Source organism: Nocardioides asiaticus (assembly GCF_040049175.1).
GTDB classification, from domain to species: domain Bacteria; phylum Actinomycetota; class Actinomycetes; order Propionibacteriales; family Nocardioidaceae; genus Nocardioides; species Nocardioides cheoyonin.
In genome coordinates this window covers 791246-814237 of sequence record NZ_JBDZDM010000003.1, presented here as the reverse complement: position 1 = coordinate 814237, position 22992 = coordinate 791246, and the positions used below count along the sequence as shown (strand labels likewise).

Below are 22992 nucleotides of genomic sequence, written 5' to 3'. Positions count from 1 at the left end.
CTAGAGCGAGCTCGGCGACCCGTGGGTCGCGTCGGAGGGACGGTCGTCGGGGACGGTGGCGGGCTCCCAGCCGAACCCGTCGGGATCGGTGAAGGCGCCGAGGTCGCCGTTGACGACGATCCGGTGCGACCCGCTGCCGTCGGGGGCGACGCCGGCGTCCTTGGCGAGCGCCCGCCGACCGTAGAGGCCGAGCCTGACCGGCGATCCGGCGGTGTCGAGCTCGACGTACTTCCTGCCGAAGCTCTTCGCGACGGCGAGCCCGCGGTCGACGTAGAACCGCCTGCTGGCGGCGACGTCGGACGCACCGATGAGGAGGACGAGCGCATCGACCGCGCGGGTGGCGGGGCCGCGGTCCTTCTTCGACGAGGTCGCGACCTTCCAGATCGTCCCGTCGGGGGCCCGGACGACGCCGCCGTACCCCCAGAAGGACTTGGCGACCGGTTTCAGCGGCGCGGCGCCGGCGTCGAGGGCGGTCCCGACGAGGCTGTCGACGGTGGACGGCTGGGCGACCGTGAGCGAGAGGGTGAAGCCTGGGAACCCGGTCGTGGGCGCCTCCGAGGCGCGCAGCCGCAGCTCGGGACCGTGCTGCGGGCCGAGGTCGAAGGCGCTGGCGTAGAAGCGCTCGGCGGCCGACGGGTCGGCCACCTCGAGGGTGATGGAGTCGATGGTGGACATGGCCGTCACGCTAGGCGCGGGTCGGCGACGCCTGCTTCTCGATTCCTGACCGGTTACGCACCGGCCTGGTGACCCGTTTGGCGATGCACGGCGGCATCCCCTCGGTCACCGGCACGCCCTGCTCACGGTAGACGCTCGGAGGTACGCCGACCAGCTCGGTGAAGCGCGTGCTGAATGTGCCCAGCGACTGGCAGCCCACCGCGAAGCACACGTCGGTGACGCTCAGGTCGCCGCGGCGCAGCAGCGCCATCGCCCGCTCGATGCGGCGCGTCATGAGGTAGGAGTACGGGGACTCGCCGTACGCCTGCCGGAACTGCCTGCTCAGGTGGCCCGCGGACATGTGCACACCGCGCGCGAGCGCCTCCACGTCCAGCGGCTCGGCGTACTCCCGGTCGATCCGGTCGCGCACGCGGCGCAGCCTGGCCAGATCGTCCAGCCGCTGCGCGTCGGTCGTGCCGGTCACGCCGACCATCCTGCCACCGACGCGCACCTCGCGCGCGGATCGGGACCGCCGGCCCTTGCCCCCGGCCGTTGGTCGTGGTCAGGTAAAGAAGACGTGACCGCGGTCACATCCCCCGACCGCGGCGGACGAAGCCAGAGAGGGAGCACCATGAGCAACTCCAACAGGGTCGTCGTGTACAAGGGTCCCGGCGAGGTCGCGGTCGAGTCGACCGACTACCCGCGCCTCGAGATCCCCGGCGAGGTGGCCGACCACTTCGGCATCGCGCGCAAGGCCCCGCACGCCGTGATCCTCAAGCTCGTCACCACCAACATCTGCGGCTCCGACCAGCACATGGTCCGCGGGCGCACGACGGCTCCGGTGGGCCAGACGCTGGGCCACGAGATCACCGGCGAGGTGGTCGAGAAGGGCGAGGACGTCCTGTTCGTCAACGAGGGCGACATCTGCTCGGTGCCGTTCAACATCGCCTGCGGTCGCTGCCGGATGTGCAACGAGGGCAAGACCGGCGTCTGCCTCAACGTCAACCCCGCCCGCGCCGGCGCGGCGTACGGCTACGTCGACATGGGCGGCTGGATCGGCGGCCAGGCGGAGTACGTCATGGTCCCGTACGCCGACTTCAACCTGCTCAGGTTCCCCGACCGCGACCAGGCGCTGGAGAAGATCCTCGACCTGACGATGCTGTCCGACATCTTCCCGACCGGCTACCACGGGGCCTACACCGCGGGCGTCACGACGGGTTCGACGGTGTACGTCGCCGGTGCCGGGCCGGTGGGTCTCGCGGCTGCGCACGCGGCGCAGCTGCTCGGCGCCTCGGTGGTGATGGTCGGCGACCTCAACGGCGACCGGCTCAAGCAGGCCGAGAGCTTCGGCTGCGTCCCGATCGACCTCTCCAGCGAGGGCGAGCTCGCCGACAAGATCGCCGACGTGGTCGGCGAGCCCGAGGTGGACGCCGCGGTCGACGCGGTCGGCTTCGAGGCCCGCGGCCACGGGGCCGGCGCCTCGGAGGCCCCGGCGACGGTGCTCAACGACACGATGACGATCGCCCGAGCAGGCGCCGGGATCGGCATCCCCGGTCTCTACGTCACCGGCGACCCCGGCGCCGTCGACGAGGCGGCCAAGCAGGGCACGCTCGGCGTACGCCTCGGGCTCGGCTGGGCCAAGTCGCACCACTTCACCACCGGCCAGTGCCCGGTGAAGCGCTACAACCGGCAGCTGATGAACCTGATCCTCGAGGACAAGGCCCAGATCGCGAACGCCGTCAACGCCACCAAGATCAGCCTCGACGACGCCCCGCGCGGCTACGCCGACTTCGACAAGGGCGCGGCGACGAAGTTCGTCATCGACCCGCACGGCATGGTGGCGTGATCCTCGGATTTCGACCTCGCCACCACCGTTCCTGCACACTAGGAGGATGTTCCACCGACACCCGTTCCTCAGCCTGCTGACCGGCGCCTACCTCGTGTTCGTCGGCTGGCTGACGCTGACCCCGCAGCCGATCGGGCCCAACCAGCAGCAGCTCATCGAGCGTCTGCTGGACGGGCTCCACCGGCGCGGTTACGCGGAGTCGCTGGACTACAGCCGACTGGAGTTCCTCGCCAACATCGCGCTCTTCGTGCCGATCGGCATGTTCCTGCTGCTGCTCTTCGGCGCCGGGTTCTGGTGGCTGGCGGCGATCGGCTCGTTCGCGATGACGGCGTTCATCGAGAAGGCACAGCAGTACATCCCCGGTCGCGTCTCCGACGAGCGCGACCTGGTCGCCAACACGGTCGGCGCTCTCATCGGGATCGTCGCCGCGTTCGTGCTGACCCTGCCGGCCACCATCCGGCGACGCCAGCGCAAGCAGCGCCAGCGGCTCCAGCGCGCCTGACCGGGTGCGCGACCGGGACCATCCGATCGGGACCATCGGCCCGGTTCGGCACGCCCGCGCGCTCCTAGGCTGGGACCGTCCAGTCCGGGCACGTGACGGGGAGCGTCACGAGGGGGTGCCGAGCATGCTGACGTCGGTGGAGGACGAGTTCGCTGATCCGGCCGTGCCGCGGCTGTCGTACGACCTCTCCGGCGCTCCCGACCGGCAGGCGTTCCTCGCCGCGACGCGGCAGCTGTTGGCGCAGCTGATCCCGAGCGACGAGATCGCCTGGAACGGCATCGACCGCAGCAGCGGCGAGGCGGAGATCGTCGGCGCGCCCGCGTTCATGGAACCGCAGGTGGCCGAGCTGCTGGTCGAGCTCGACGACCACCCGATGGTCAACAGCTACCTCCGCCCGAGGAGGCCGGGCGACACCGATCCGCGCCGGATGAGCGACGTGGTCAGCCACCGTGACCTGGTCCGCACGCGCGCGTACGCCGACCTGCTCCACCCGATGGGGGCCGAGAACCAGCTGACCATCCTCACCTCCCTCTCCCCCGGCGCGGCCGGGAGCGCCTGGACCTTCGCGCGCCACACCGGTGACTTCACCGACAAGGAGGTCGACCTCGCCACCCGCCTGCAGCCGGTGCTCGTCGCCCTCGACCGCTGCTGGGAGGCGCTGGTCGGGCCACCGGAGCCCACCGACGAGGAGCCGTGGGGCCTCACGCCGCGCGAGCTCGAGGTGATGACGCTGGTCGCGAAGGGACTCACCGCGACCGCCTGCGCCCGGGCGCTCCGCATCGCGCCCGGGACGCTGCGCAAGCACCTGCAGAACGTCTACGCGAAGCTCGGCTGCTCCGACCGCCTGGTCGCCGTCGACATGCTGCGCTCCGCCGGGCTCCTCCAGCCGCCCGTCACCGTGCCGACCGACATCTCGATCCCGCGGCAGCGCTGAGCCTGGCGCGTCCCTAGTCCCGCCGTCGCAGGAAGGCGACCCGCATCTGCCGCAGCTCGCCGGTGAACACCCCGGACGTGATCGCCGGGTCGGCGTTCATGATCGCCTCCGCTGCCGCCCGGTCGGGCGCCTCGAACACCGAGATGCCGTCGTTGTGCGGGGTGCCGAAGGTCGGGCCGGCGAGGAGCAGCGTCCCGGCGTCGTACAGGCGCTGCAGGTAGTCGCTGTGCGGCCCGGCCATCAGTGCCGCCTCCTCGTCGGTGATCGTCGCGACGAAGTCCTCCCGGGGTGGGTGGATGAAGTAGATCCACTGCGCGATGTCCGCCACGCCGCGAGCGTATGGTCCGGAATGGCCCGCGAGGAAGGGGCGTTACGGGTCACATGAGCGAGAAGCCCCGGTGGTCGCCCGGACCCGACCACCCCATCACCGTCGAGCCCGGCTCCGGCCGGGTCGTCGCGTCGGTCGACGGCCGCACCGTCGCCGACTCCTCGGCCACCCTGACGCTGCGCGAGGCCGACTACCCGCCCGTCCACTACTTCCCGCGCGTCGACGTCGACCTCGACCTGCTGGAGCGGACCGCGCACACGACGTACTGCCCCTACAAGGGCGACGCGTCGTACTTCAGCGTCCGCACCGACGAGGGCGTCCTCGACAACGTGGTCTGGACCTACGAGGCGCCGTACGACGCGGTCGCGGAGATCCGGGAGTACGTCGCCTTCTACCCCGACCGCGTCCAGATCACCGAGGCCGGCTGACCGGGACGCCTCGCGTCGCCTAGTCACTTCTGACTATTCCGCACCGTCCGGTCGGGTCCCTAGCCTCGAGAGATGGCCGCTGCCGGGGCGGCCGGGTCGCGTCGGACGTGCGGGAGGCCGAGATGGCGACGACAGGACCAGACACAGCGGCAGGACCGGTGACGCGAGCGGCGGCGAGAGCCGCCGATCCGGGTGCCGGGCTGCTGAGCCAGCCGGGCATCGAGGACGTCCCTCCGGAGGAGCTGCGGCTGGCCGTGGTGCTCAACGGCGGGGTCTCGCTGGCCGTGTGGATGGGCGGCGCGACCGTGGAGCTGGACCGGCTCACGCGGGCCGACCGTACCCGGACCTCGCCGTACGGCCTGCTCCTCCGGCTGGCGGGCTGCACCGCCCGCGCCGACGTCATCGCGGGGACGTCGGCCGGCGGCATCAACGGCGCCGCCCTCGCGCTCGCCCAGACCAACCCGTCGGCCGACCTGGGCCTCCTGCGCGACCTGTGGACCGAGCAGGGCCGGATCGACGCGCTCCTGCGACCGCCGTTCCAGGGCGCGCCGACGTCGCTGCTCCAGGGCGACGAGTACTTCCTTCCGCAGCTCGACCACGCCTTCGGCCTGCTCGCCCGCGTCCCGAGGGGCGCGGCGGTGAGCGGCCCCGACCGGCGCCCGGTCGACCTGACGATCACGACGACGGTGCTCCGGGGCAACCAGGGCATCTGGGTGGACTCGATGGGCCAGCGGATCCCGCAGAGCCTGCACGCCGGGCGGTTCCACTGGAGCCGCCTCCCCACGACCGGGGCGGACGCCGACCCGTTCGCGGCCGGCGCCGTCGCCGGCACCGCGCACGAGCTCGCGCTCGCCGCCCGTGCGACCGCGAGCTTCCCGGGCGCGTTCGAGCCGACGTTCATCCCGGTGGGCCGCGAGGACCCGACACCGCGGGTCGCCGGCTACGCCCGCCCCGACATGGCGAAGGTGGTGAGCGGCTGGGGCGACGGCGCGCAGACCGACCGGTCGAGGTACGTCGTGGACGGCGGGGTGCTCGCCAACACGCCGACGATCGACGCCCTGCGGGCGATCGAGGCGATGCCGGCCCAGGGCCCCGTACGCCGGGTGATGCTCCTGGTCTTCCCGCACGCCCCGCTGCCGACCAGGTCGACGCCGGACGACCCCGACTCGCCCCCGACGCTGACGATGTCCCTGTCGCAGGTCTTCGGCGCGCTCACGGCCCAGGGCAGCCGGGCATACGTCGAGGAGCTGGAGCGCCACAACCTCGACGCCGCCGGCCGGCGCGGCACACGCGGCGACATCCTCGAGTCGGTCGACGGGCCGGACGAGCTGCGCCGGGTCGCCGAGGGGATCTACAAGCAGTTCCGCCGCCTGCGTCGGTGGCGGGTCGGCCGCGACCTGGCCGCGTGGCGCACCGGGGTCGCCCTGAGCCGCACCGACGGCTCCGGCGCGCAGGTCACCGCCGAGTGGGGCTTCGAGCGGGTCCGGTACGCCGCGCAGCGCTCGCAGGACGAGTGGGAGCAGCCTCAGGGCGGGCTGCCGTACGCGCCGCTGGAGAAGGACGACGGGACCGGCCACGAGGGCGAAGGCGGGCCGGTCCACTGCTGGGACGCCGCGCCCGGCGGGGACGGCTGGGCCTGGGGCGTGACCGGTGCGCTGGGCGTCGCCGAGGCGGCCGGCGACCTGCTGCGGCGGATGATCTGGGTGACCCGCGAGGACGAGGGATATGACAAGGTGCGGGCCGCGCGCTGCCTGGTGGACGCGCGTACGGCGACGCTGCGCGACCTCCGCTCGGTGACCGACTCGTGCTGGGAGACCGAGCCCGCGCTCCTTGCGCTCCCGCCCGACGAGACGTACTGGACCCTCCGGCTCGCCTTCTACGACCGCCTCATGCTCGGCAACGTCGTCGACCTCACCCCGTGGGCGGAGAAGGCCGCCGAGCCCGGCGACCCGGCACAGCGGGACGCGCGAACCTCTGCGATCGTCGCCGCCCTCGACCGGCCGGACCACCAGGACCCGGGCAGCCTCGGGCGCGAGGTCAGCGCGGTCGTCGACGAGATCCTCGACGCCCTCGTGGAGGTGTCGGACCTGCTCGATGCCGCGGCTGTGCGCGACCCGTCCGTCGCGGCCTGGCGGACCTCGCTGTTCCCGGAGGACGGCTCGGTCGACCGCGACGCCCTGCGCCGGCGGTTCCTGCAGCTCGAGGTGCTCGGCACCGTCTTCGGTGACGAGATCGAGAACGGCAACCCGCTCCCCGTCGAGCTCGTCCTGCTGAGCGCACAGACCCAGAACGCCTTCGCGACCCGGTCGGAGACCCCGGCCGACAAGCTCGGCGGCGACAGCGTCAACCGGTTCGGCGGCTTCCTCAAGCGCTCGTGGCGGGTCAACGACTGGATCTGGGGTCGGGCGGACGCCGCGACGATGCTCTGCCGGACCGTGCTGGACCCGAAGCGGATCCGGCGTACGGCCTCGCTCGCCGGCTACCTCGACGGCATCGGCGACCCGCGCGCCCGGGCGGAGGCCACGGTGGCCGGGATCGAGCGCCACCTGGGCGACCAGGACCTGCTCCCGGATCGCGACCTGCTGGCCGACCTGCACGCCGGGGCGGTCGAGGAGCTGGCCGACGTCTTCGACCCGTACGACGAGCGCACCGGCGAGGGTGTTCCGGACGGCAACCTCCCCTCTGCTCTGCCCTGCCTCGCCGAGCTGTTCGCCTGGGCCCTCCACCTGGAGTCCCTGCCCGCCGAGCTGGGCGCGCTGGTCAAGGCGATCCGCGCCGACCACGTCGAGGGCGCCAACCGGCGCTCCCACAGCGAGCGTTTCGTGAAGGAGAACGAGGAGCTTCTCGCGCGGATCGAGAAGGCCGGCCCCGACGGCCACCTGTCGGCGCGGGACCGGCGTACGTCGCTGACCGCGTTCGACGCCTCCGGGATCGGCCGCGAGCCGCTGCGCGACGAAACGACGAGCGACCTGGTCCTGCGGACCACGGTCACCGCTGCGGCGTCCTTCGCCACGCTCGCCGACTCGAGCCGCGCCGGCCTGGGCGCGCTCCGGCCCGTCACGCGCGCGGTCCGCAGCGGGATGCTCCTCCCCTACTGGTCGATGGTCGGGCTGACGTCGAAGAGCAAGCTCGCGCGGGCGGTCGTCCTGCTCGGGTTCGCGATCGGCGGCGTCCTGCTCGCGCTGGCCCTCCTCGGCGCGCTGCCCGGCGGGCTCTCCGGCCCGGCGGCGGCGATCGGCGGCGCGATCACGCTCGGGGCGTTCGCCTACAGCGCGCTCCGGACCGGCGCTCTCGTCCACGGCGTCGTGCTTCTGACCCCGCTGCTCCCGCTGGCGGTGTACGCCGTCACCGGCACCGCCGCGCAGCAGGCCGAGCGCGAGCGCGGCCTGTCGACGGTCGTCGTGGTCGTCGTGCTCGCGGTCGCGCTCATGCTGCTGGGCAGCATCGCGGTCGCCCGGAAGACGGTGTGGTCGGCCCTCGCGGAGCTGGCCGACGCCGTACGTCTCCCGAGGCGGACGCCGTTCGCCGGCCGGCCCCCCTCCGGGCCTCGGCGGGTGTGGCTCGACCACCTGTGGGCGGTGGTTCGCCGGGTCACGGCCGTGCTCGTCCCCGCGGCGGCGGTCGCCGCCGTCGTCGCCGCGGTGTGGTTCGCGGGACGCGGCATCCGCCGGGTCGTCACGACCCACGCGGTGGTCGGCTTCGTCCAGGACCACGCGCTCCTGGTGTGGCTGCCGGTCGCCGGCCTGGCCGTCCTCGCCGCCGGCTACGCCTTCTGGAGCAGCCGCCGGCTCCAGGTCCTCAGCCGCGGCAGCCGGCCGGGCGTCTACGAGTTCCACCCGGTCTCGGACCCGGCCGCTGTGGCGTCCGGATGGGCGCTGCTCTACGGGTTCGCGTACGTTGCCGTCGCCGCGATCGCGACGATCGGGCGGCTGCCGCTCGACGACCACCCGTGGGGCCGGACGGTCTTCCTGACAGCCGCCGCGTTCGGGGCCTTCCTCGCGCTGGTCTACCCCGCCCTCGTCTGCCTGCGCGTGCTGCGGAGGTTCGAGCGGTCCGAGGTCAGGGCCGGCCGGGCCGCCGCCGACGAGCCCGACGAGTACGCCGCGGACCTGGTCGCCCGCGGCACGGCGTACCGCCGCTACGTCACGACCGACGGTCTGCCCCTGCCGGTCGTCGTCCCCACGCTCACCCGCGCCGGTGAGCGGCTGCGGGCGAGGGTGGCAGCGGGCCGCGTCGACGCCGACCGGGCCAGGAAGGCGTCAGCGGAACGCGCGCGGGAAAGGGGCGAGCTTGCAGCCGAGGTGCTGGCGGCACAGCGGGTCGCCTCGGCGCAGGCGAAGGAGGCGTGGGAGAGCCTGCGGATCCCGAAGGCGCGCGTCGAGGCCGCTCAGCGCCAGCCGAGCTCGGGGGCGACGTAGGTCAGGATCGACTCGATGGCGTGGGCGTTGTAGTCGACGCCGAGCTGGTTCGGGACGGTCAGCAGCAGCGTGTCGGCGGCCGCGATCGCCTCGTCCTCGGCGAGCTGCTTGACGAGCACGTCGGGCTCGGCGGCGTACGACCGGCCGAAGATCGCCCGGGTGTGGGCGTCGATCATGCCGACCTGGTCCTCGCTGTTGCGCTCGAGGCCGAAGTAGCGGCGGTCCTCGTCGTTGACGAGCGCGAAGATGCTGCGGCTCACCGAGACGCGCGGCTCGCGGGTGTGGCCGGCGGCCTTCCAGGCCTCGCGGTAGGCCTCGATCTGCTTGCGCTGCTGGACGTGGAGCGGCTCGCCCGTCTCGTCGTCCTTGAGCGTGGAGCTCTGCAGGTTCATCCCCAGCTGCGCGGCCCACTCCGCGGTCTTGTTGGAGCCCGAGCCCCACCAGATCCTCCTCCGCAGGGTCGGTGAGTAGGGCTCGAGCCGCAGCCGGCCCGGCGGGTTGGGGAACATCGGCCGCGGGTTCGGCTCGGCGAACTGCGCCCCCTCGATGACCTGCAGGAACACCTCGGTGTGCGCCCGCGCCATGTCGGCGTCGGTCTTGCCCTCGGGCGGCTCGTAGCCGAAGTACTTGTAGCCCTCGATGACCTGCTCCGGTGATCCGCGGCTGATACCGAGCTGGAGCCTCTCCCCCGCGATCAGATCGGCGGCGCCGGCGTCCTCGGCCATGTAGAGCGGGTTCTCGTAGCGCATGTCGATCACGCCGGTCCCGATCTCGATGCGCGAGGTCCTCGCGCCCACCGCGGCGAGGAGCGGGAACGGCGAGGCGAGCTGGCGGGCGAAGTGGTGCACGCGGAAGTACGCCCCGTCGGCGCCGAGCTCCTCGGCGGCGACGGCGAGGTCGATGGACTGCAGCAGCGCGTCCGACGCCGACCGCACCTGCGAGGCAGGCGACGGCGTCCAGTGTCCGAACGACAGGAACCCGATCTTCTTGGTCACAACTGGTTCAACGCTCAATCATCCGTGGCATTCCTCAGCCGCGGAGGCCGAAGTCCTCGTCGCGGTACTCCCCCGGCGGCCGGTGGTCGGTGACCTCCGCCTCGCGCTGGCGGAGCTCGACCCGGCGGATCTTGCCCGAGATCGTCTTCGGCAGCTCGTAGAACTCCAGCCTCCGCACCCGGAGGTACGGCGGCAGCTTCTCCCGCGCGAACGCCAGGACCGACTCAGCCGTCTCGGCGGTCGGCTGGTGGCCGGGTGCGAGGGCGACGTACGCCTTGGGGACGGCGAGCCGCAGCGGGTCGGGCGCGGGGACGACGGCGGCCTCCGCGACGGCCGGGTGCTCGATGAGGACGCTCTCGAGCTCGAACGGGCTGACCTTGTAGTCGCTCGCCTTGAAGACGTCGTCGGTGCGGCCGACGTAGGTGATGTAGCCGTTCTCGTCGCGCTCGGCGACGTCGCCGGTGTGGTAGTAGCCGCCGGCCATCGCCTGGGCGTTGCGGAGCTCGTCGCCCTGGTAGCCGGTCATGAGCGTCAGCGGGCGCTGCTCGAGGTCGAGGCAGATCTCACCCTCACCGTCGCCCTCGACGAGCGCTCCGGTGGCGGGGTCGACGAGGACGACGGGTACGCCGGGCAGCGGCCTTCCCATGGAGCCGGCGACGACCGGCTGACCGGGGCTGTTGGCGACCGACGCCGTGCACTCGGTCTGGCCGAACCCGTCACGGATGGTGAGCCCCCAGCGCCTCTCCACCTGGCTGATGACCTCCGGGTTGAGCGGCTCGCCGGCGCCGATCGCCTCGCGCAGCGCCGACGGCTTCGTGCCGAGGTCGGCGTTGATGAGCATCCGCCAGACCGTCGGCGGCGCGCAGAACGTCGTGACCTGCTCCTTCTCGAGCTGCCCGACCAGGGCGGCCGGGTCGAACCGGGCGTAGTTGTAGACGAACACCGTCGCCTCGGCGAGCCACGGCGCGAAGAAGTTGGACCACGCGTGCTTGGCCCAGCCGGGCGAGGAGATGTTGAGGTGGACGTCGCCCGGCTGCAGGCCGAGCCAGTACATCGTGGAGAGGTGGCCCACCGGGTACGACACGTGCGTGTGCTCCACCAGCTTCGGCCGGCTGGTCGTGCCCGAGGTGAAGTAGAGCAGCATCCGGTCGGTCGAGGCGTTGCCCGGGTGGTCGAGGGGCGCATCGTCCTCGTCGTACGCCGCCGCGTAGTCGAGCCAGCCTTCGGCCTGCCCCACGGCGATCCGCGCGTAGCCGCCCGGGACCTCGTCGAACTTCGCGGCGTCGGCCGCGTTGCAGATGACTGCCCGAGCGCCGCCGCGGGCGAGTCTGTCGATGAGCTCGGCCGGGCCGACGGCGGTGGTCGTCGGCATGATGACGGCGCCGAGCTTGATGACGGCGAGCATGGACTCCCACAGCTCGACCTGGTTGCCGAGCATGACCACCACCGAGTCGCCCTTCCCGACGCCCCGGGCGGCCAGGAAGCGGGCGACGGAGTCGGAGCGACGAGCGAGCTCGTCGAAGGAGTACGACGCCCGCGACCCATCCTCTTCGACGATGACGAGGCCCGGCCGGTCGTCGCCGCGGGCGTACGCGTCGAACCAGTCGTGGCCGAAGTTGAACGTCGGGCCCACGTCGGGCCAGGTGAACGTCGCGACGGCCTCGTCGTACGACGTCCGGAGGTCGATGAGCCGGTCACGCGCCGCTCGCAGGGCGGCTGTCGCGGGACTGGTGGGACCGGCAGGGGTGGTCGGGCTCGCGGTCATGCCCCAATGCCTACACCACCCGTGGCGGCGATCACATCCCCACCGCCGGGGATGGCCGATTCCGGCGTCAGGAGGCCCGTTCGAGGCGGTAGCCGACGAGGTCCACCACCTCGCCGGCGTACTCCTCCTCGCCCTGCGGTCCGGTCTCGCTGAACCCGCTGCCGGCCAGCAGCCGGCGGGCGCGCTCGTTGGTCTCGTGGGTGCGGGCCTGGACCTGGTCGAGGTCGAGGACCGAGAACGCGTAGGTGAGCGCGAGCCGGAGCGCCCGGCGGCCGAGCCCCCGGCCCCAGTTGCTGCTCGGCCCGATCACCACGCCGAGCTCGCGGCAGGACTCCCCGGACCCGTGCAGGTCGACGTAGCCCACCACGTCGCCGTCGCGCTCCACGGCGAGCCTGACCAGGTCAGCCGGCGGCGCGGCGATGAGCTCGCGCCAGTGCCGCAGGTGGCTCTCGCCGGTCGGCTCGCTCCAGCCGTTCGCCGTGCGGAAGTCGGGATCGTGCGCCCAGGCCGCGAAGAGCGTCTCGTCGCCGGGCTGGAGCGGTCGAAGGCGGAGGCTGTCGGGCATGCTCCCATTGTCACGGCACAATGCCGCGCATGACGAGGATCCCCCTGCCCAACGGAAGTCCCCAGGTCCACGAGACGGCGTACGTCGCCGCCGGCGCCGTGCTCGTCGGGGCGGTGACCCTCCGCCCGGGCTCGAGCGTGTGGTTCAACGCCGTGCTCCGCGCCGACAGCGAGCCGATCGTGCTCGGCGAGGGCTCCAACCTGCAGGACCTCGTCGCCTGCCACGCCGACCCGGGCTTCCCGCTCACCGTCGGCGCCGGCGTGTCGGTCGGGCACAGCGCGGTCCTGCACGGCTGCACGATCGAGGACGACGTGCTGGTCGGGATGCACGCCACCGTCATGAACGGTGCAGTGGTCGGCCGGGAGTCGATCCTCGCCGCCGGCGCGCTCGTCACCGAGGGCATGGTCGTCCCGCCGCGCTCGCTGGTCGCGGGGGTTCCGGGGAAGGTCCGCCGCAACCTCTCCGACGACGAGGCCGCGCTGATCCGGGCCAACGCGGAGCACTACCGCGAGCGGGCGCGGACGTACGCGACTTTGTAGCCGTTCCGGAAGCTTCGGACGTTCCGGCGTTCCGGAAGGTGTCCGTCCGGAACGGGTGCAAGGCTGCCGTCATGGATCCGAAGATGGACATCGTGCTGGTGCCCGGGCTGTGGCTCGACGCGTCGTCGTGGGACCTCGTCGTCCCGCTGCTGGAGAAGGCGGGCCACCGCGCCCGTCCGCTGACCCTGCCGGGCCTCGAGTCGGCCGACGTCGACCGGTCGCAGGTCGGGCTCGCCGACCACGTGGCGGCGGTGGCGGCGGCGATCGACGAGGCCGACGGCCCGGTCGTGCTCGTGGGGCACTCGCTCGGCTGCGGGATCGCCGGCTGTGCGCTCGATGCGCGGGTCGACGCGGTCGCGAAGGTCGTCTACGTCGGCGGCTGGCCGGGGGCGGCGGGCAAGCCGCTGGCCGAGGGGTTCCCGACCGACGGCGCGGAACTGCCGCCGATGCCGTGGGACGAGCTCGACGAGGCCGACGTGCGCGACCTCGACCGGGCCTCCTTCGAGGCGATCCTGCGGCCCTCCCCCGCCCGGCTGACCACTGACGTCGTACGCCTCACCGACGAGCGCCGCTACCACGTGCCCGCCCTCTTCGTCTGCCCGGAGTACACCGCCGAGCAGCTGCAGACGTGGGTCGCAGACGGCGAGGCGTCGGTGCGGGAGATCCCCAAGATCACGAGCGTGTCGTACGCCGACGTGCCGACCGGCCACTGGCCGCAGCTGACCAGACCGGAGGAGCTCGCCGCGGCGATCCTGGCCTTCGCGGGCGACCGGGACGCTAGCTGACCGAGAGCCGCTCGGCCGGCTCCTTCGGGTAGCCCTCGGGCAGCAGGAAGGTGCCCGCGCGCTGGCGGTAGAGCACCTGCCAGTGCCAGTAGCCGCGGTACGCCGCCGGCGTACGCCTCATCACCGAGGCGTACGCCGTCACCGCGCGGCCGTAGCGGCTCGATTGGTTGTAGTGCCACAGCGCCCCGGCCATGTCGTCGGGTGCGCCGTTGGCCGCCAGGAGCCGCCCGGCGGCGAGGATCGAGTCACGCGCGCTGTCGATGTCGCCGCCGGCGCCGTACCTCGCGAACGTCTCGGGGATGAACTGCATCGGCCCCTGCGCGCCGGCGGTGCTGGTGCCGCGGATCCGGCCCATCCGGGTCTCGACGAGGTGGATGGCGGCGAGGTACTCCCACGGCACCCCGGTCAGGCGCTCGGCGCGCCGGTAGTCGCCCAGCAGCTCGGCCGGAGGCGGCGGCGTGACGATCCGCCACTCCGGCAGCCTCGGCTGCGCCGCCGTCATCGAGGTGAGCTCGCCCGCGGCGCGGACGTCGGTCGCGACCAGCCTGCGCGCCGCCGGACGGAGCCGGGACACGACGTCGTCGGAGACCCGTGGCCGCGCCCGGGCGAGCATCCGGGTGGCGAGCTGCTCGAACAGCGCCGCCGGTCGTACGACGTCGGTCCCGGCGCGTGGGTCGAGCACCGTCTCCGCGGCGCGCTGGAGCTGCGCGGCCAGCTCGGCGTGGTCGGCGAGCGACGGCATCTGCGGCAGCGCGGGCGCCGGAGCCGCCTTCGGGGTCGGCGCGACGGACGACGGCGCTGGTGTCGCTGACGTCGCCGACGGCGTCGGCGGGGCGGGGTCGGCCCCCGGCTCGGTGCCGCCACAGCCGGCGAGGAGGCAACCGGTCAGCAGGGCGACGGCGAGAGGTGGCGTCCGGGTCCGCACCCACCCAGCGTGCACGACGCTCGGCCGACCCCCAAATGGGGGACGCCACACGCGTGGCGTCCGAAAAATGTCGGTGCCCGCTCCTAGCGTTTCAGATGGGATCTCACTCCAGGGGGGAAGTGCCATGTGGGACACCGTCGAAAGCCACACCGGTCCAGGAGCCGGACACCTGTCACACGACCTGCCGTGCCCGTGGTGCGGCCATCCGGGCCATCTTTACCTGCCCTGTGACGAGGCCTGCGACTGCAGGGCCGTCGTCATGCCGGGCGGGCGTGAGCCGGCGTCGGCCGCCTGAGCGCGCGCTGGCTCAGTAGGTGAGCTGCACCTTGATCGCCGTCCGCTCGTCCATCGCGCGGTAGCCCTCGGCGACCTGCTCCACCGGCAGCGTCAGGTCGAACACCAGCCCCGGGTTGATGCTCCCGGCCAGCACCAGGTCCAGGAGCTCGGGAAGGTAGCCGCGGACCGGCGCCTTGCCACCCTTCAGTCCCACGTTCCGGGAGAAGAGCACCCCCATCGGCACCTCGATGCCGTGCGGCACCCCGACGAAGCCGACGGTCGCGCCGGGGCGGGCGATCGTGAGGGCGGTCCGCATCGCCGGGTCGTTGCCGACGCACTCGAGGACGTAGTCGGCGCCGACGCCGTCGGTGAGCTCGGCGACCGCGGCCTCGCCCTCCTCGCCGCGCTCGGCGACGATGTCGGTGGCGCCGAACTTGACGGCGAGCTCCTGACGCGGCTGGTGCCGCGACATCGCGACGACCCGCTCGGCGCCGAGGGTCGCCGCCGCGAGTACGCCGCACAGCCCCACGGCGCCGTCGCCCACGACGACGGCCGTGCCACCCTTCGTGACCCCCGACATCACTGCTGCGTGCCAGCCGGTCGCCATCACGTCGGTGAGGGTGAGCAGGTCGGGCACCAGCTCCGGCGCCGGTGGCTCGTCCAGCTTCACGAGCGTCCCGTCCGCCTGGGTCACCAGGGCGAGCTCACCCTGGCCGCTCCTGGTCACGCCGGTGTTCACGCACGCCGACTGGTAGTCGGCGAGGCAGGCCGGGCAGGTGTTGTCGCAGTGGTCGAACGGCACCAGCACGAAGTCGCCCGGCCTGAACGACCGGACGTCCTCCCCCACCTCGGCGACGACCCCGATGCACTCGTGACCGATCGTCCGCGGCTCGGTGATGGGCCCGTTGTCGCCGCGGTAGCTCCACAGGTCGGAGCCGCACACGCAGGACGCGGTGACCTGCACGATCGCGTCGGTCGGGCGGGTGATGACCGGGTCGGGGACCTCGGTGTAGCGGATGTCCCGGACTCCGTGGATCGTCGTGGCGCGCATGTCTCCATCCTTTCAGGCGTAAGATGCTGCGGGTTCGCCGCCCCGGCGGTCGCGACACGCGCGGGACCGACGCTGACTTGCGATATCTCACATATGAGATACCTTGCTGCTATGAGTGAGGGATACAAGGGCCGGATCGGGAACCTCATCCGCGACGCCCGCAAGCACCGCGGTCTCACCCAGGCCCAGCTGGCCGAGCGGCTCGGGACCAGCCAGAGCGCGATCAACCGGATCGAGAAGGGGCAGCAGAACCTCTCGCTGGAGATGATCGCGAGGATCAGCTCGGCGGTCGACTCCTCGATCGTCGACTTCGGCGTGGGCCCGACCCACCTGCGCGTCACCGGCCCGACCACGCTGTCGGGCGAGATCGACGTCAAGACCTCCAAGAACGCCGGCGTGGCGCTGCTGTGTGCCTCGCTCCTCAACCGCGGCCGCACCACGCTGCGTAAGGTGGCCCGGATCGAGGAGGTCAACCGTCTGCTCGAGGTCCTCCGGTCCCTCGGCGTCCAGACCCGCTGGCTCAACGCCGACAACGACCTCGAGATCATCCCGCCGCGCGAGCTGCGGCTCGACAACGTGGACGAGGCGGCCGCCCGACGTACGCGCTCGGTGATCATGTTCCTCGGCCCGCTGCTGCACCGGTCGGAGGCCTTCGCGCTGCCGTACGCCGGCGGCTGCCAGCTCGGCACCCGGACGGTGGAGCCCCACATGTCCGCACTGCGTCCCTTCGGCCTCGACGTGAAGGCCACCGACGGGAAGTACCACGCCAACGTCAACCGGGCGATCGAGCCCGGCCGGCCGATCGTGCTGACCGAGCGCGGCGACACCGTCACGGAGAACGCCCTGATGGCGGCCGCGCTGCACCCCGGCACCACGGTCATCCGCAACGCGTCGTCGAACTACATGGTCCAGGACCTCTGCTTCTTCCTGGAGAAGCTGGGCGTCCGCATCGAGGGCATCGGCACCACCACGCTCACCGTGACCGGCTGCAGGGCGATCGACGTCGACGTGGACTACGCGCCCTCGGAGGACCCGATCGAGGCGATGTCGCTGCTCGCGGCGGCGATCGTGACGGACTCGGTGATCACGATCCGGCGCGTGCCGATCGAGTTCCTCGAGATCGAGCTGGCGACGCTGGAGGAGATGGGGTTCAACTACAGCCGCTCGGCCGAGTACACCGCGCGCAACGAGCGGACCCGGCTGGTCGACATCACGACCCATCACTCGGTGCTGCACGCGCCGCTCGACAAGATCCACCCGATGCCGTTCCCGGGGCTCAACATCGACAACCTGCCGTTCTTCGCGGTCATCGCCGCCGTGGCGACCGGGCAGACGCTGTTGCACGACTGGGTCTACGAGAACCGCGCGATCTATCTCACCGAGCTCAACAAGCTCGGCGCGCAGGTGAAGCTGCTCGACCCGCACCGGGTGATGATCGAGGGCCCGACCCACTTCTCCGGCGCCGAGGTCGTCTGCCCGCCGGCGCTCCGGCCGGCGGTCGTCGTACTCCTCGCGATGCTCGCGTCGAAGGGCACCTCGGTCCTGCGGTCGACCTACGTCATCGCCCGCGGCTACGAGGACCTCGCCGAGCGGCTCAACCAGCTCGGCGCCAACATCACGCCGTTCCGCGACATCTGAGGCCGCCACCTCAGCCCTGGGCGAGCTGGGCGACCTCGTCCCACTCGTCCCAGGTCTCGAGCCGCGACTCGTAGTCGGGGCGCACGATCGCGAGGGCGGTCTCGCCGAACATGCAGCGCAGTGGAGGCTCCGCGGCGTCGACGAGGCGCATCACGGCGTCGGCGGAGGCTCGCGGGTCGCCGGCGCGGGTGTTGCGCGAGGCGCGCCACTCCTGGGTCCTGATCCGCAGGCCGTCGTACGCCGCGAGGGGCTCGGACCTCCGCGAGGAGCTGCCCGCCCAGTCGGTCGAGAAGCCGGCCGGCTCCACGAGCGTGACCTTCACGCCGAAGTCGCGGAGCTCGGCGGCGAGCGACTGGGTCAGCCCCTCGACGGCCCACTTGGACGCGTGATAGGCGCCGGTGAGCGGGAAGGCGGTGACGCCGCCGATCGAGGTCACCTGGATGAGGTGGCCGTTCCCCTGCGCGCGCAGGTGCGGCAGCGCCGCCTGGGTGACCCAGAGCAGTCCGAAGAAGTTGGTCTCCATCTGGTCGCGCACGTCCTTCTCGGACAGCTCCTCGATGAAGCCGAAGTGGCCGTAGCCGGCGTTGTTGACCACGACGTCGAGCCGGCCGACGGCCTGGTACGCCGTCTCGACCGCCGCGAAGCAGGCGTCGCGGTCGGTCACGTCGAGCGCGATCGGGAGGAGCTGGTCGCCGTACTTCTCCGTCAGGTCGGCGAGGCTGGTGACGTCGCGTGCGGTGGCGGCGACGCGGTCGCCGCGCTCGAGGGCGGCGAGGGTCCACTCGCGGCCGAACCCGCGCGACGTGCCGGTGATGAACCAGGTCTTGGAGTCAGTCATGTCCTCGACGCTAGGAGTTGGAGCGCGCTCCAACGCAAGCGACCGGGGACCGTGGATACTGCTGCCCCGTGAGGGAGACGACACGACCGTCCCGGGTCCGCGCGTACGCGCACCGCGGAGGGTCCTACCACCCGGAGATCGAGGGGCTCGAGAACACGATGGCGGCGTTCGAGCACGCGGTGGCGCTGGGCTACCGCCACCTCGAGACCGACGTCCACGTGACCCGCGACGGCGTGCTGCTCGCCTTCCACGACGCGGTCCTCGACCGGGTCACCGACCAGCAGGGGGCCATCGCCGACCTCACGTACGCCGAGGTGCGCGCGGCCCGGATCGGCGGCCACCACGAGGTGCCGACCCTCGCCGAGCTGTTCGACGCGTTCCCGGGTGTGCGGTTCAACATCGACATCAAGTCCGACGGCGCGGTCGGTGCGCTCGCGGAGTTCCTCGAGGCGACCGGACAGGGCGACCGGGTCGTCGTGGGTTCGTTCTCGCCAAGGCGGCTCGAGGAGTTCCGGCGCCTCACCGGTGGCCGGGTCCGGACCTCGGCCCACCCGCTCGAGGTGCTCGCCTACCTGGTGCTGCCGAGCGGCCGGCTCGCCGACCTCGTCACGCGTCACCGCGTGAGTGCGTTGCAGATCCCCCACAAGCGCGGCCTCGGTCCGGTCAGCCTCACCGTGGCGAGCGAGCGGCTGGTCCGCAAGGCCCACGCCGCCGGCAAGGAGGTCCACGTCTGGACCATCGACGACCCGGACGAGATGGCCGACCTCGTGGACCGCGGCGTCGACGGCGTGATGACCGATCGCACCGATGTCCTCAAGGACGTGCTCGTCGAGCACGGGCTCTGGGACGGGCAGGAGCCGGCATGAGCGAGCGTCAGCGAGCGATCATCGGGATGGTCGTGCCGCCGCGTCCGTGTCCTCGGCGTTCTTCCACGGAGGCGGCGGCATGACGGCGACCACCGGCCTCGGCGACTTCCGCCCCGTCGTACGCCGCAACGAGCAGAAGGCGTGGAACTGGTACGACTGGGCGAACTCCGCCTTCTACACGACGGTCCTCACGGTCCTCTTCGGACCGTTCATGATCACCGTCGCCGGGCGCGCCGCCGGCTGCGGCGACTCCCCGGACGACACCTGCGACAGGACCGTCAGCGTCCTCGGGCTCCATCTGGCAGCCGGGTCGCTGCCGTCGTACCTCACCAGCTTCGCGACCATCCTCTCCGCCTTCATCCTGCCCGTCGTCGGCGCCATGGTGGACCGCTCGCCGCGGAAGAAGTGGAACATGGCGTGGTTCGCGTGGGTGGGGGCGTTCTTCTGCGCGCTGCTCTTCTTCATGTGGGGCGGCCACTGGCAGCTCGGCGCGGTCGCGGTCGTGGTGAGCAGCATCCTGGGCGGCTGCTCGCTGGTCAGCTACTACGCGATCCTCGTCGACATCTCCACCGAGGACGAGCGCGACGCGGCCTCCGCGCGCGGGTGGGCGTTCGGCTACCTCGGCGGCGGGATCCTCCTGCTGCTCAACCTGGTGCTCGTCCAGGGCCACGACGCGTTCGGCATCGGCAAGGAGCTCGCCGTACGCCTGTCGCTGCTGAGCGCCGCGCTGTGGTGGGCGGGGTTCACCCTGATCCCGGTCCTGCGGCTGCGGAACCACCCGCCGACGAGTGTCGTCCCCGAGTCCGGCGGCCTGCTGCACCGGTCCTTCGGGCAGCTGTGGACCACGCTCACCGAGATGCGGCGCTACCCGATGACGCTGACGTTCCTGCTGGCGTACCTCTTCTACAACGACGGGATCCAGACCGTCATCTACAGCGCCTCGATCTACGGCTCCAAGCAGCTCCACTTCGGCGACAGCGTCCTGATCGCCGCCATCTTGATGATCCAGTTCGTCGCCTTCGGCGGCGCGCTCTTCTTCGGTCGCTGGGCCAGGCGGTACGGCGCCTACCACTGCCTGCTCTACGGCACGTTCGCCTGGATGGCGATCGTGGTCGTCGCGATGTTCCTGCCGGCCCGCAACATCGCGCTCTTCCTCGCGATCGGCGTCGCGATCGCGCTCGTCATGGGCGGGACCCAGGCACTCTCCCGCTCGTTCTTCAGCCTGCTGATCCCGCGCGGCCGGGAGGGTGAGTACTTCGCTCTCTACAACGCCGCGGAGCGCGGCACGTCGTGGTTCGGGACCCTGCTGTTCGGGCTGGTCTTCCAGCTGTCCGGGTCCTACCGGCCGGCGATCGTCTCGCTCATCGTGTTCTTCGTCCTCGGCGCGGTCTTCCTGCTCCGGCTCGACCCCCGCCGCGGCATCGCCGAGGCGGGCAACCGACCGCCGGCGGCGGTCTGAGCGCGCGGGCCGGCGTGGCGCAGGCCATGGCGCTTTGTCGACAATTCCCGGAATCCCGTGGACCTGAGTACCGTTGAGGACTTCGAGGGGTTCGGCACCTCCGCGTCATGCGCGCCTGCGTCGAACGTCTCGTCTATGGCAATCGGGGGAACACAGTCAGGGAGGTGCCCGCATGGCTGAGCGCACACTGCGCGGAGCCCGTCTGGGCGGTCAGAGCTTCGAGGACGAGCGCGGCATCGAGTTCGCCGCTCGTCAGCAGGTCGGCTACCGCTGCCCGCAGGGACACGAGTTCGAGATCACCATGTCCGAGGAGGCCGAGGTCCCGGCCACGTGGGAGTGCCCGCGCTGCGGCGCCGAGGCGCTGAACACCTCGGGCGCGCAGCCGGAGGAGAAGGTCGAGAAGCCGGCCCGCACCCACTGGGACATGCTTCTCGAGCGCCGCTCCGAGAAGGAGCTCGAGGACATCCTCAAGGAGCGGCTCGAGCTGCTCCGCGGCGGCGAGATCGGCCCCGCCCACCTGCACCGCAAGACGAAGCGGAGCAAGGCGACGGCCTGAGCCGCACCAGCGTCGTACGACGGCGGTGGACTCCCCCACGGGAGGCCACCGCCGTTCGTCGTCTCAGCGGTCGACGACCTCGCCGTGGACGACCGGCCCGCCGGCGTACGAGCTCCGCCGGGTCGGTCCGAGGAGCCGCCGCTGCACGAGCGAGCCGAGCACCCGCCGGAAGAAGGGCCGGGTGACCGGCAGGATGAGCAGGACGCCGAACAGGTCGCTCACGAAGCCCGGGCTGAGCATGAGCGCGCCGCCGACGAGGATGAGCGCTCCGTCGGCGAGCTCGCGGTGGGGCATCCGACCGGTCGAGAGAGCCTCGCGGAGCGCGGCCCAGGCGCGGGCGCCCTCCCGCCTCATCAGCCAGCTGCCGAAGATCGAGTCGGCGACCAGGAGCAGGATCGTCCACCAGGGGCCGATGACCTGGCCGACCTGGATGAGGACGTAGATCTCCAGGATCGGGACGACGAGGAACGCGACCAGGAGGATCCAGGAGAGGCGCCGGCGGGACTTCACACCCCGATCATCGCACCGCGCGCCAAGCCCCGGCCGGGATGCGCCCTGGGCGCCCGGGATGGCCGGGGTGACTCAGCGCCCGAAGCGGCGGCGCAGCTGCTGGCGGCGCTCGCGGATGCCCCAGCGGGTCACCAGCCGCATCGACTCGGCGGCCACCGCGCCGCTCATCTTGGAGTCGCCCCGGACCCGCTCGACGAACTCGATCGGGACCTCCCTGACCTCCAGGCCCGCGCGGAGCGTCCGGGTGACGAGGTCGGTCTGGAAGACGTAGCCGGTCGACTCGCAGGAGTCGAGGTCGATCTTCTCCAGCGTCTCCCGGCGGAACACGCGGAAGCCGGCGGTCGCGTCGCGGACCTTGAGCCCGAGCAGGAGCCGGACGTAGAGGTTGCCGCCGCGCGAGAGCGCCTGCCTCCGCAGCGGCCAGTTCACCACCGAGCCGCCGGGAACCCACCGCGACCCGATCACGAGGTCGGCGCCGCGCAGCGCCTCGAGCAGCCGGCCGAGCTCCTCGGGCTGGTGCGAGCCATCGGCGTCCATCTCGCCGATCACGTCGTAGCCGTGGCCGAGCGCCCACCTGAACCCGTGGAGGTACGCCGCCCCGAGGCCCTCCTTCACCGTCCGGTGGAGGACGGTGACGTGGTCGTCGGTCGCGGCGAGCTCGTCCGCGACGGCGCCGGTGCCGTCGGGCGAGCCGTCGTCGACGACGAGGACGTCGACGTCGGGCTGCGCACGCCGCAGCCGGCCGACGATCCAGGCCAGGTTGGCCGCCTCGTTGTAGGTCGGGATGACCATGACGACCCGGCCGAGCCCGTCGTCGGGTCCGCTCCGGTGGTCGTCGGGGTGCTGCATGGTGGTCACGAGTGGAAGTGCCTCGCTCGCTCGTCGGGTCGGGTGCCGCAGACGTTGGTTCGGGCACCTGAAGGACAGGTTAACGGCGGGGGACCCCGGCGCCGTGGAGGCGAGGCAGAGCCATGAGGGGAGGCGGGAGCCGAACGGCTCGATCCGGCTCCCGCGGCGACAGAGCCGCGGGAGGGCCCGTACCCCCTTCGGGCCGATCGTCCGGCCCGACCGGCTGCCGGGCCACGATCGTTGTCTAAAGAGCGTTCGGACCCTC

The 22992-nt window shown here is 72.1% G+C and carries 22 protein-coding genes; 11 read left to right on the top strand and 11 right to left on the bottom strand.

What is annotated here, in order from left to right; translation table 11 throughout:
* Both ABLE53_RS14485 and ABLE53_RS14480 read right to left on the bottom strand, forming a co-directional pair.
* The gene (locus ABLE53_RS14485) at nucleotides 1-675 is read right to left on the bottom strand and encodes a glyoxalase (RefSeq protein WP_348859671.1); all 675 of its coding nucleotides are present in this window, start codon (nucleotides 673-675) and stop codon (nucleotides 1-3) included.
* 10 nt (nucleotides 676-685) lie between these two features.
* Nucleotides 686-1138 (bottom strand): helix-turn-helix transcriptional regulator, encoded by a 453-nt coding sequence (locus tag ABLE53_RS14480; RefSeq protein WP_348859669.1) that lies wholly within the window; start codon nucleotides 1136-1138, stop codon nucleotides 686-688.
* Nucleotides 1139-1285: 147 nt separating this feature from the next.
* Here ABLE53_RS14480 and fdhA point away from each other — a divergent pair, with 147 nt between their 5' ends.
* From fdhA to ABLE53_RS14465, 3 genes are all read left to right on the top strand, one after another.
* Entirely contained in the window at nucleotides 1286-2500 is a 1215-nt protein-coding gene (fdhA, locus tag ABLE53_RS14475) for a formaldehyde dehydrogenase, glutathione-independent (protein WP_348859668.1), read from the top strand.
* Between the two features lie 46 nt (nucleotides 2501-2546).
* Nucleotides 2547-3002 carry a VanZ family protein gene (locus tag ABLE53_RS14470; protein WP_348859667.1) on the top strand — a complete coding sequence of 152 codons (456 nt, stop codon included), beginning with the start codon at nucleotides 2547-2549 and terminating at the stop codon, nucleotides 3000-3002.
* Nucleotides 3003-3126: 124 nt separating this feature from the next.
* Complete coding sequence (locus ABLE53_RS14465) at nucleotides 3127-3936, top strand: helix-turn-helix transcriptional regulator (protein WP_348859666.1); 810 nt, start codon at nucleotides 3127-3129, stop codon at nucleotides 3934-3936.
* A gap of 13 nt (nucleotides 3937-3949) precedes the next feature.
* Here the strand turns inward: ABLE53_RS14465 and ABLE53_RS14460 are convergent, their stop codons facing one another.
* The gene (locus ABLE53_RS14460; protein WP_348859665.1) at nucleotides 3950-4264 is read right to left on the bottom strand and encodes a YciI family protein; all 315 of its coding nucleotides are present in this window, start codon (nucleotides 4262-4264) and stop codon (nucleotides 3950-3952) included.
* A 53-nt stretch (nucleotides 4265-4317) separates the two neighbouring features.
* Here ABLE53_RS14460 and ABLE53_RS14455 point away from each other — a divergent pair, with 53 nt between their 5' ends.
* Both ABLE53_RS14455 and ABLE53_RS14450 read left to right on the top strand, forming a co-directional pair.
* On the top strand, nucleotides 4318-4692 hold the full coding sequence (locus tag ABLE53_RS14455) for a DUF427 domain-containing protein (RefSeq protein WP_348859664.1): 375 nt from the start codon (nucleotides 4318-4320) through the stop codon (nucleotides 4690-4692).
* Nucleotides 4693-4850: 158 nt separating this feature from the next.
* Nucleotides 4851-9110: a patatin-like protein gene (locus ABLE53_RS14450; protein WP_348859663.1), complete on the top strand. Its 4260-nt coding sequence runs from the start codon at nucleotides 4851-4853 to the stop codon at nucleotides 9108-9110.
* Here ABLE53_RS14450 and ABLE53_RS14445 read toward each other — a convergent pair.
* From ABLE53_RS14445 to ABLE53_RS14435, 3 genes are all read right to left on the bottom strand, one after another.
* Nucleotides 9080-10105, bottom strand: coding sequence for an LLM class flavin-dependent oxidoreductase (locus ABLE53_RS14445; protein WP_348859662.1), 1026 nt, complete (start codon nucleotides 10103-10105; stop codon nucleotides 9080-9082). The genes ABLE53_RS14450 and ABLE53_RS14445 overlap by 31 nt on opposite strands.
* A gap of 34 nt (nucleotides 10106-10139) precedes the next feature.
* Nucleotides 10140-11870: an AMP-binding protein gene (locus ABLE53_RS14440; protein WP_348859660.1), complete on the bottom strand. Its 1731-nt coding sequence runs from the start codon at nucleotides 11868-11870 to the stop codon at nucleotides 10140-10142.
* A 67-nt stretch (nucleotides 11871-11937) separates the two neighbouring features.
* A complete protein-coding gene (locus ABLE53_RS14435) occupies nucleotides 11938-12435 on the bottom strand; it encodes a GNAT family N-acetyltransferase (protein WP_348859659.1) in 498 nt (165 codons plus the stop codon).
* 29 nt (nucleotides 12436-12464) lie between these two features.
* Between ABLE53_RS14435 and ABLE53_RS14430 the strand changes: the two genes are divergently transcribed.
* Together ABLE53_RS14430 and ABLE53_RS14425 are read left to right on the top strand one after the other, a co-directional pair.
* Nucleotides 12465-12974 carry a gamma carbonic anhydrase family protein gene (locus ABLE53_RS14430; protein ID WP_348859658.1) on the top strand — a complete coding sequence of 170 codons (510 nt, stop codon included), beginning with the start codon at nucleotides 12465-12467 and terminating at the stop codon, nucleotides 12972-12974.
* A gap of 71 nt (nucleotides 12975-13045) precedes the next feature.
* On the top strand, nucleotides 13046-13759 hold the full coding sequence (locus tag ABLE53_RS14425) for an alpha/beta fold hydrolase (protein WP_348859657.1): 714 nt from the start codon (nucleotides 13046-13048) through the stop codon (nucleotides 13757-13759).
* Here ABLE53_RS14425 and ABLE53_RS14420 read toward each other — a convergent pair.
* Both ABLE53_RS14420 and ABLE53_RS14415 read right to left on the bottom strand, forming a co-directional pair.
* The gene (locus ABLE53_RS14420; RefSeq protein ID WP_348859656.1) at nucleotides 13752-14684 is read right to left on the bottom strand and encodes a lytic transglycosylase domain-containing protein; all 933 of its coding nucleotides are present in this window, start codon (nucleotides 14682-14684) and stop codon (nucleotides 13752-13754) included. The two genes, ABLE53_RS14425 and ABLE53_RS14420, sit on opposite strands and share 8 nt — an antisense overlap.
* Before the next feature lie 307 nt (nucleotides 14685-14991).
* Entirely contained in the window at nucleotides 14992-16011 is a 1020-nt protein-coding gene (locus ABLE53_RS14415) for a zinc-dependent alcohol dehydrogenase family protein (protein ID WP_348859654.1), read from the bottom strand.
* A gap of 111 nt (nucleotides 16012-16122) precedes the next feature.
* On the opposite strand from ABLE53_RS14415, the gene ABLE53_RS14410 reads away from it, so the two are divergent.
* On the top strand, nucleotides 16123-17649 hold the full coding sequence (locus tag ABLE53_RS14410; RefSeq protein WP_348859653.1) for a UDP-N-acetylglucosamine 1-carboxyvinyltransferase: 1527 nt from the start codon (nucleotides 16123-16125) through the stop codon (nucleotides 17647-17649).
* 10 nt (nucleotides 17650-17659) lie between these two features.
* On the opposite strand, the gene ABLE53_RS14405 is transcribed toward ABLE53_RS14410, so the two are convergent.
* Nucleotides 17660-18487, bottom strand: coding sequence for an SDR family oxidoreductase (locus tag ABLE53_RS14405; protein WP_348859652.1), 828 nt, complete (start codon nucleotides 18485-18487; stop codon nucleotides 17660-17662).
* 68 nt (nucleotides 18488-18555) lie between these two features.
* Here ABLE53_RS14405 and ABLE53_RS14400 point away from each other — a divergent pair, with 68 nt between their 5' ends.
* From ABLE53_RS14400 to ABLE53_RS14390, 3 genes are all read left to right on the top strand, one after another.
* On the top strand, nucleotides 18556-19353 hold the full coding sequence (locus ABLE53_RS14400) for a glycerophosphodiester phosphodiesterase family protein (RefSeq protein WP_348859651.1): 798 nt from the start codon (nucleotides 18556-18558) through the stop codon (nucleotides 19351-19353).
* Nucleotides 19354-19432: 79 nt separating this feature from the next.
* Complete coding sequence (locus ABLE53_RS14395; protein WP_348859650.1) at nucleotides 19433-20812, top strand: MFS transporter; 1380 nt, start codon at nucleotides 19433-19435, stop codon at nucleotides 20810-20812.
* Between the two features lie 172 nt (nucleotides 20813-20984).
* Nucleotides 20985-21368 (top strand): RNA polymerase-binding protein RbpA, encoded by a 384-nt coding sequence (locus ABLE53_RS14390; RefSeq protein ID WP_348859648.1) that lies wholly within the window; start codon nucleotides 20985-20987, stop codon nucleotides 21366-21368.
* A gap of 63 nt (nucleotides 21369-21431) precedes the next feature.
* Here ABLE53_RS14390 and ABLE53_RS14385 read toward each other — a convergent pair whose 3' ends face one another.
* The gene (locus tag ABLE53_RS14385) at nucleotides 21432-21878 is read right to left on the bottom strand and encodes an FxsA family protein (protein WP_348859647.1); all 447 of its coding nucleotides are present in this window, start codon (nucleotides 21876-21878) and stop codon (nucleotides 21432-21434) included.
* A 72-nt stretch (nucleotides 21879-21950) separates the two neighbouring features.
* Nucleotides 21951-22727, bottom strand: a complete 777-nt coding sequence (locus ABLE53_RS14380; RefSeq protein WP_348859803.1) for a polyprenol monophosphomannose synthase — start codon at nucleotides 22725-22727, stop codon at nucleotides 21951-21953.
* Between the last annotated feature and the right edge of the window lie 265 nt (nucleotides 22728-22992).

What these genes read in the sequence shown, in the direction of transcription:
- ABLE53_RS14455 (WP_348859664.1), top strand. Translation starts at nt 4,318, where the DNA reads ATGAGCGAGAAGCCCCGGTGGTCGCCCGGACCCGACCACCCCATCACC.
- ABLE53_RS14410 (WP_348859653.1), top strand. Translation starts at nt 16,123, where the DNA reads ATGAGTGAGGGATACAAGGGCCGGATCGGGAACCTCATCCGCGACGCC.
- ABLE53_RS14470 (WP_348859667.1), top strand. Translation starts at nt 2,547, where the DNA reads ATGTTCCACCGACACCCGTTCCTCAGCCTGCTGACCGGCGCCTACCTC.
- ABLE53_RS14465 (WP_348859666.1), top strand. Translation starts at nt 3,127, where the DNA reads ATGCTGACGTCGGTGGAGGACGAGTTCGCTGATCCGGCCGTGCCGCGG.
- ABLE53_RS14440 (WP_348859660.1), bottom strand. Translation starts at nt 11,870, where the DNA reads ATGACCGCGAGCCCGACCACCCCTGCCGGTCCCACCAGTCCCGCGACA.
- ABLE53_RS14415 (WP_348859654.1), bottom strand. Translation starts at nt 16,011, where the DNA reads ATGCGCGCCACGACGATCCACGGAGTCCGGGACATCCGCTACACCGAG.
- ABLE53_RS14395 (WP_348859650.1), top strand. Translation starts at nt 19,433, where the DNA reads ATGACGGCGACCACCGGCCTCGGCGACTTCCGCCCCGTCGTACGCCGC.
- ABLE53_RS14405 (WP_348859652.1), bottom strand. Translation starts at nt 18,487, where the DNA reads ATGACTGACTCCAAGACCTGGTTCATCACCGGCACGTCGCGCGGGTTC.
- ABLE53_RS14485 (WP_348859671.1), bottom strand. Translation starts at nt 675, where the DNA reads ATGTCCACCATCGACTCCATCACCCTCGAGGTGGCCGACCCGTCGGCC.
- ABLE53_RS14425 (WP_348859657.1), top strand. Translation starts at nt 13,046, where the DNA reads ATGGATCCGAAGATGGACATCGTGCTGGTGCCCGGGCTGTGGCTCGAC.
- ABLE53_RS14390 (WP_348859648.1), top strand. Translation starts at nt 20,985, where the DNA reads ATGGCTGAGCGCACACTGCGCGGAGCCCGTCTGGGCGGTCAGAGCTTC.
- ABLE53_RS14430 (WP_348859658.1), top strand. Translation starts at nt 12,465, where the DNA reads ATGACGAGGATCCCCCTGCCCAACGGAAGTCCCCAGGTCCACGAGACG.
- ABLE53_RS14380 (WP_348859803.1), bottom strand. Translation starts at nt 22,727, where the DNA reads ATGCAGCACCCCGACGACCACCGGAGCGGACCCGACGACGGGCTCGGC.
- ABLE53_RS14435 (WP_348859659.1), bottom strand. Translation starts at nt 12,435, where the DNA reads ATGCCCGACAGCCTCCGCCTTCGACCGCTCCAGCCCGGCGACGAGACG.
- fdhA (WP_348859668.1), top strand. Translation starts at nt 1,286, where the DNA reads ATGAGCAACTCCAACAGGGTCGTCGTGTACAAGGGTCCCGGCGAGGTC.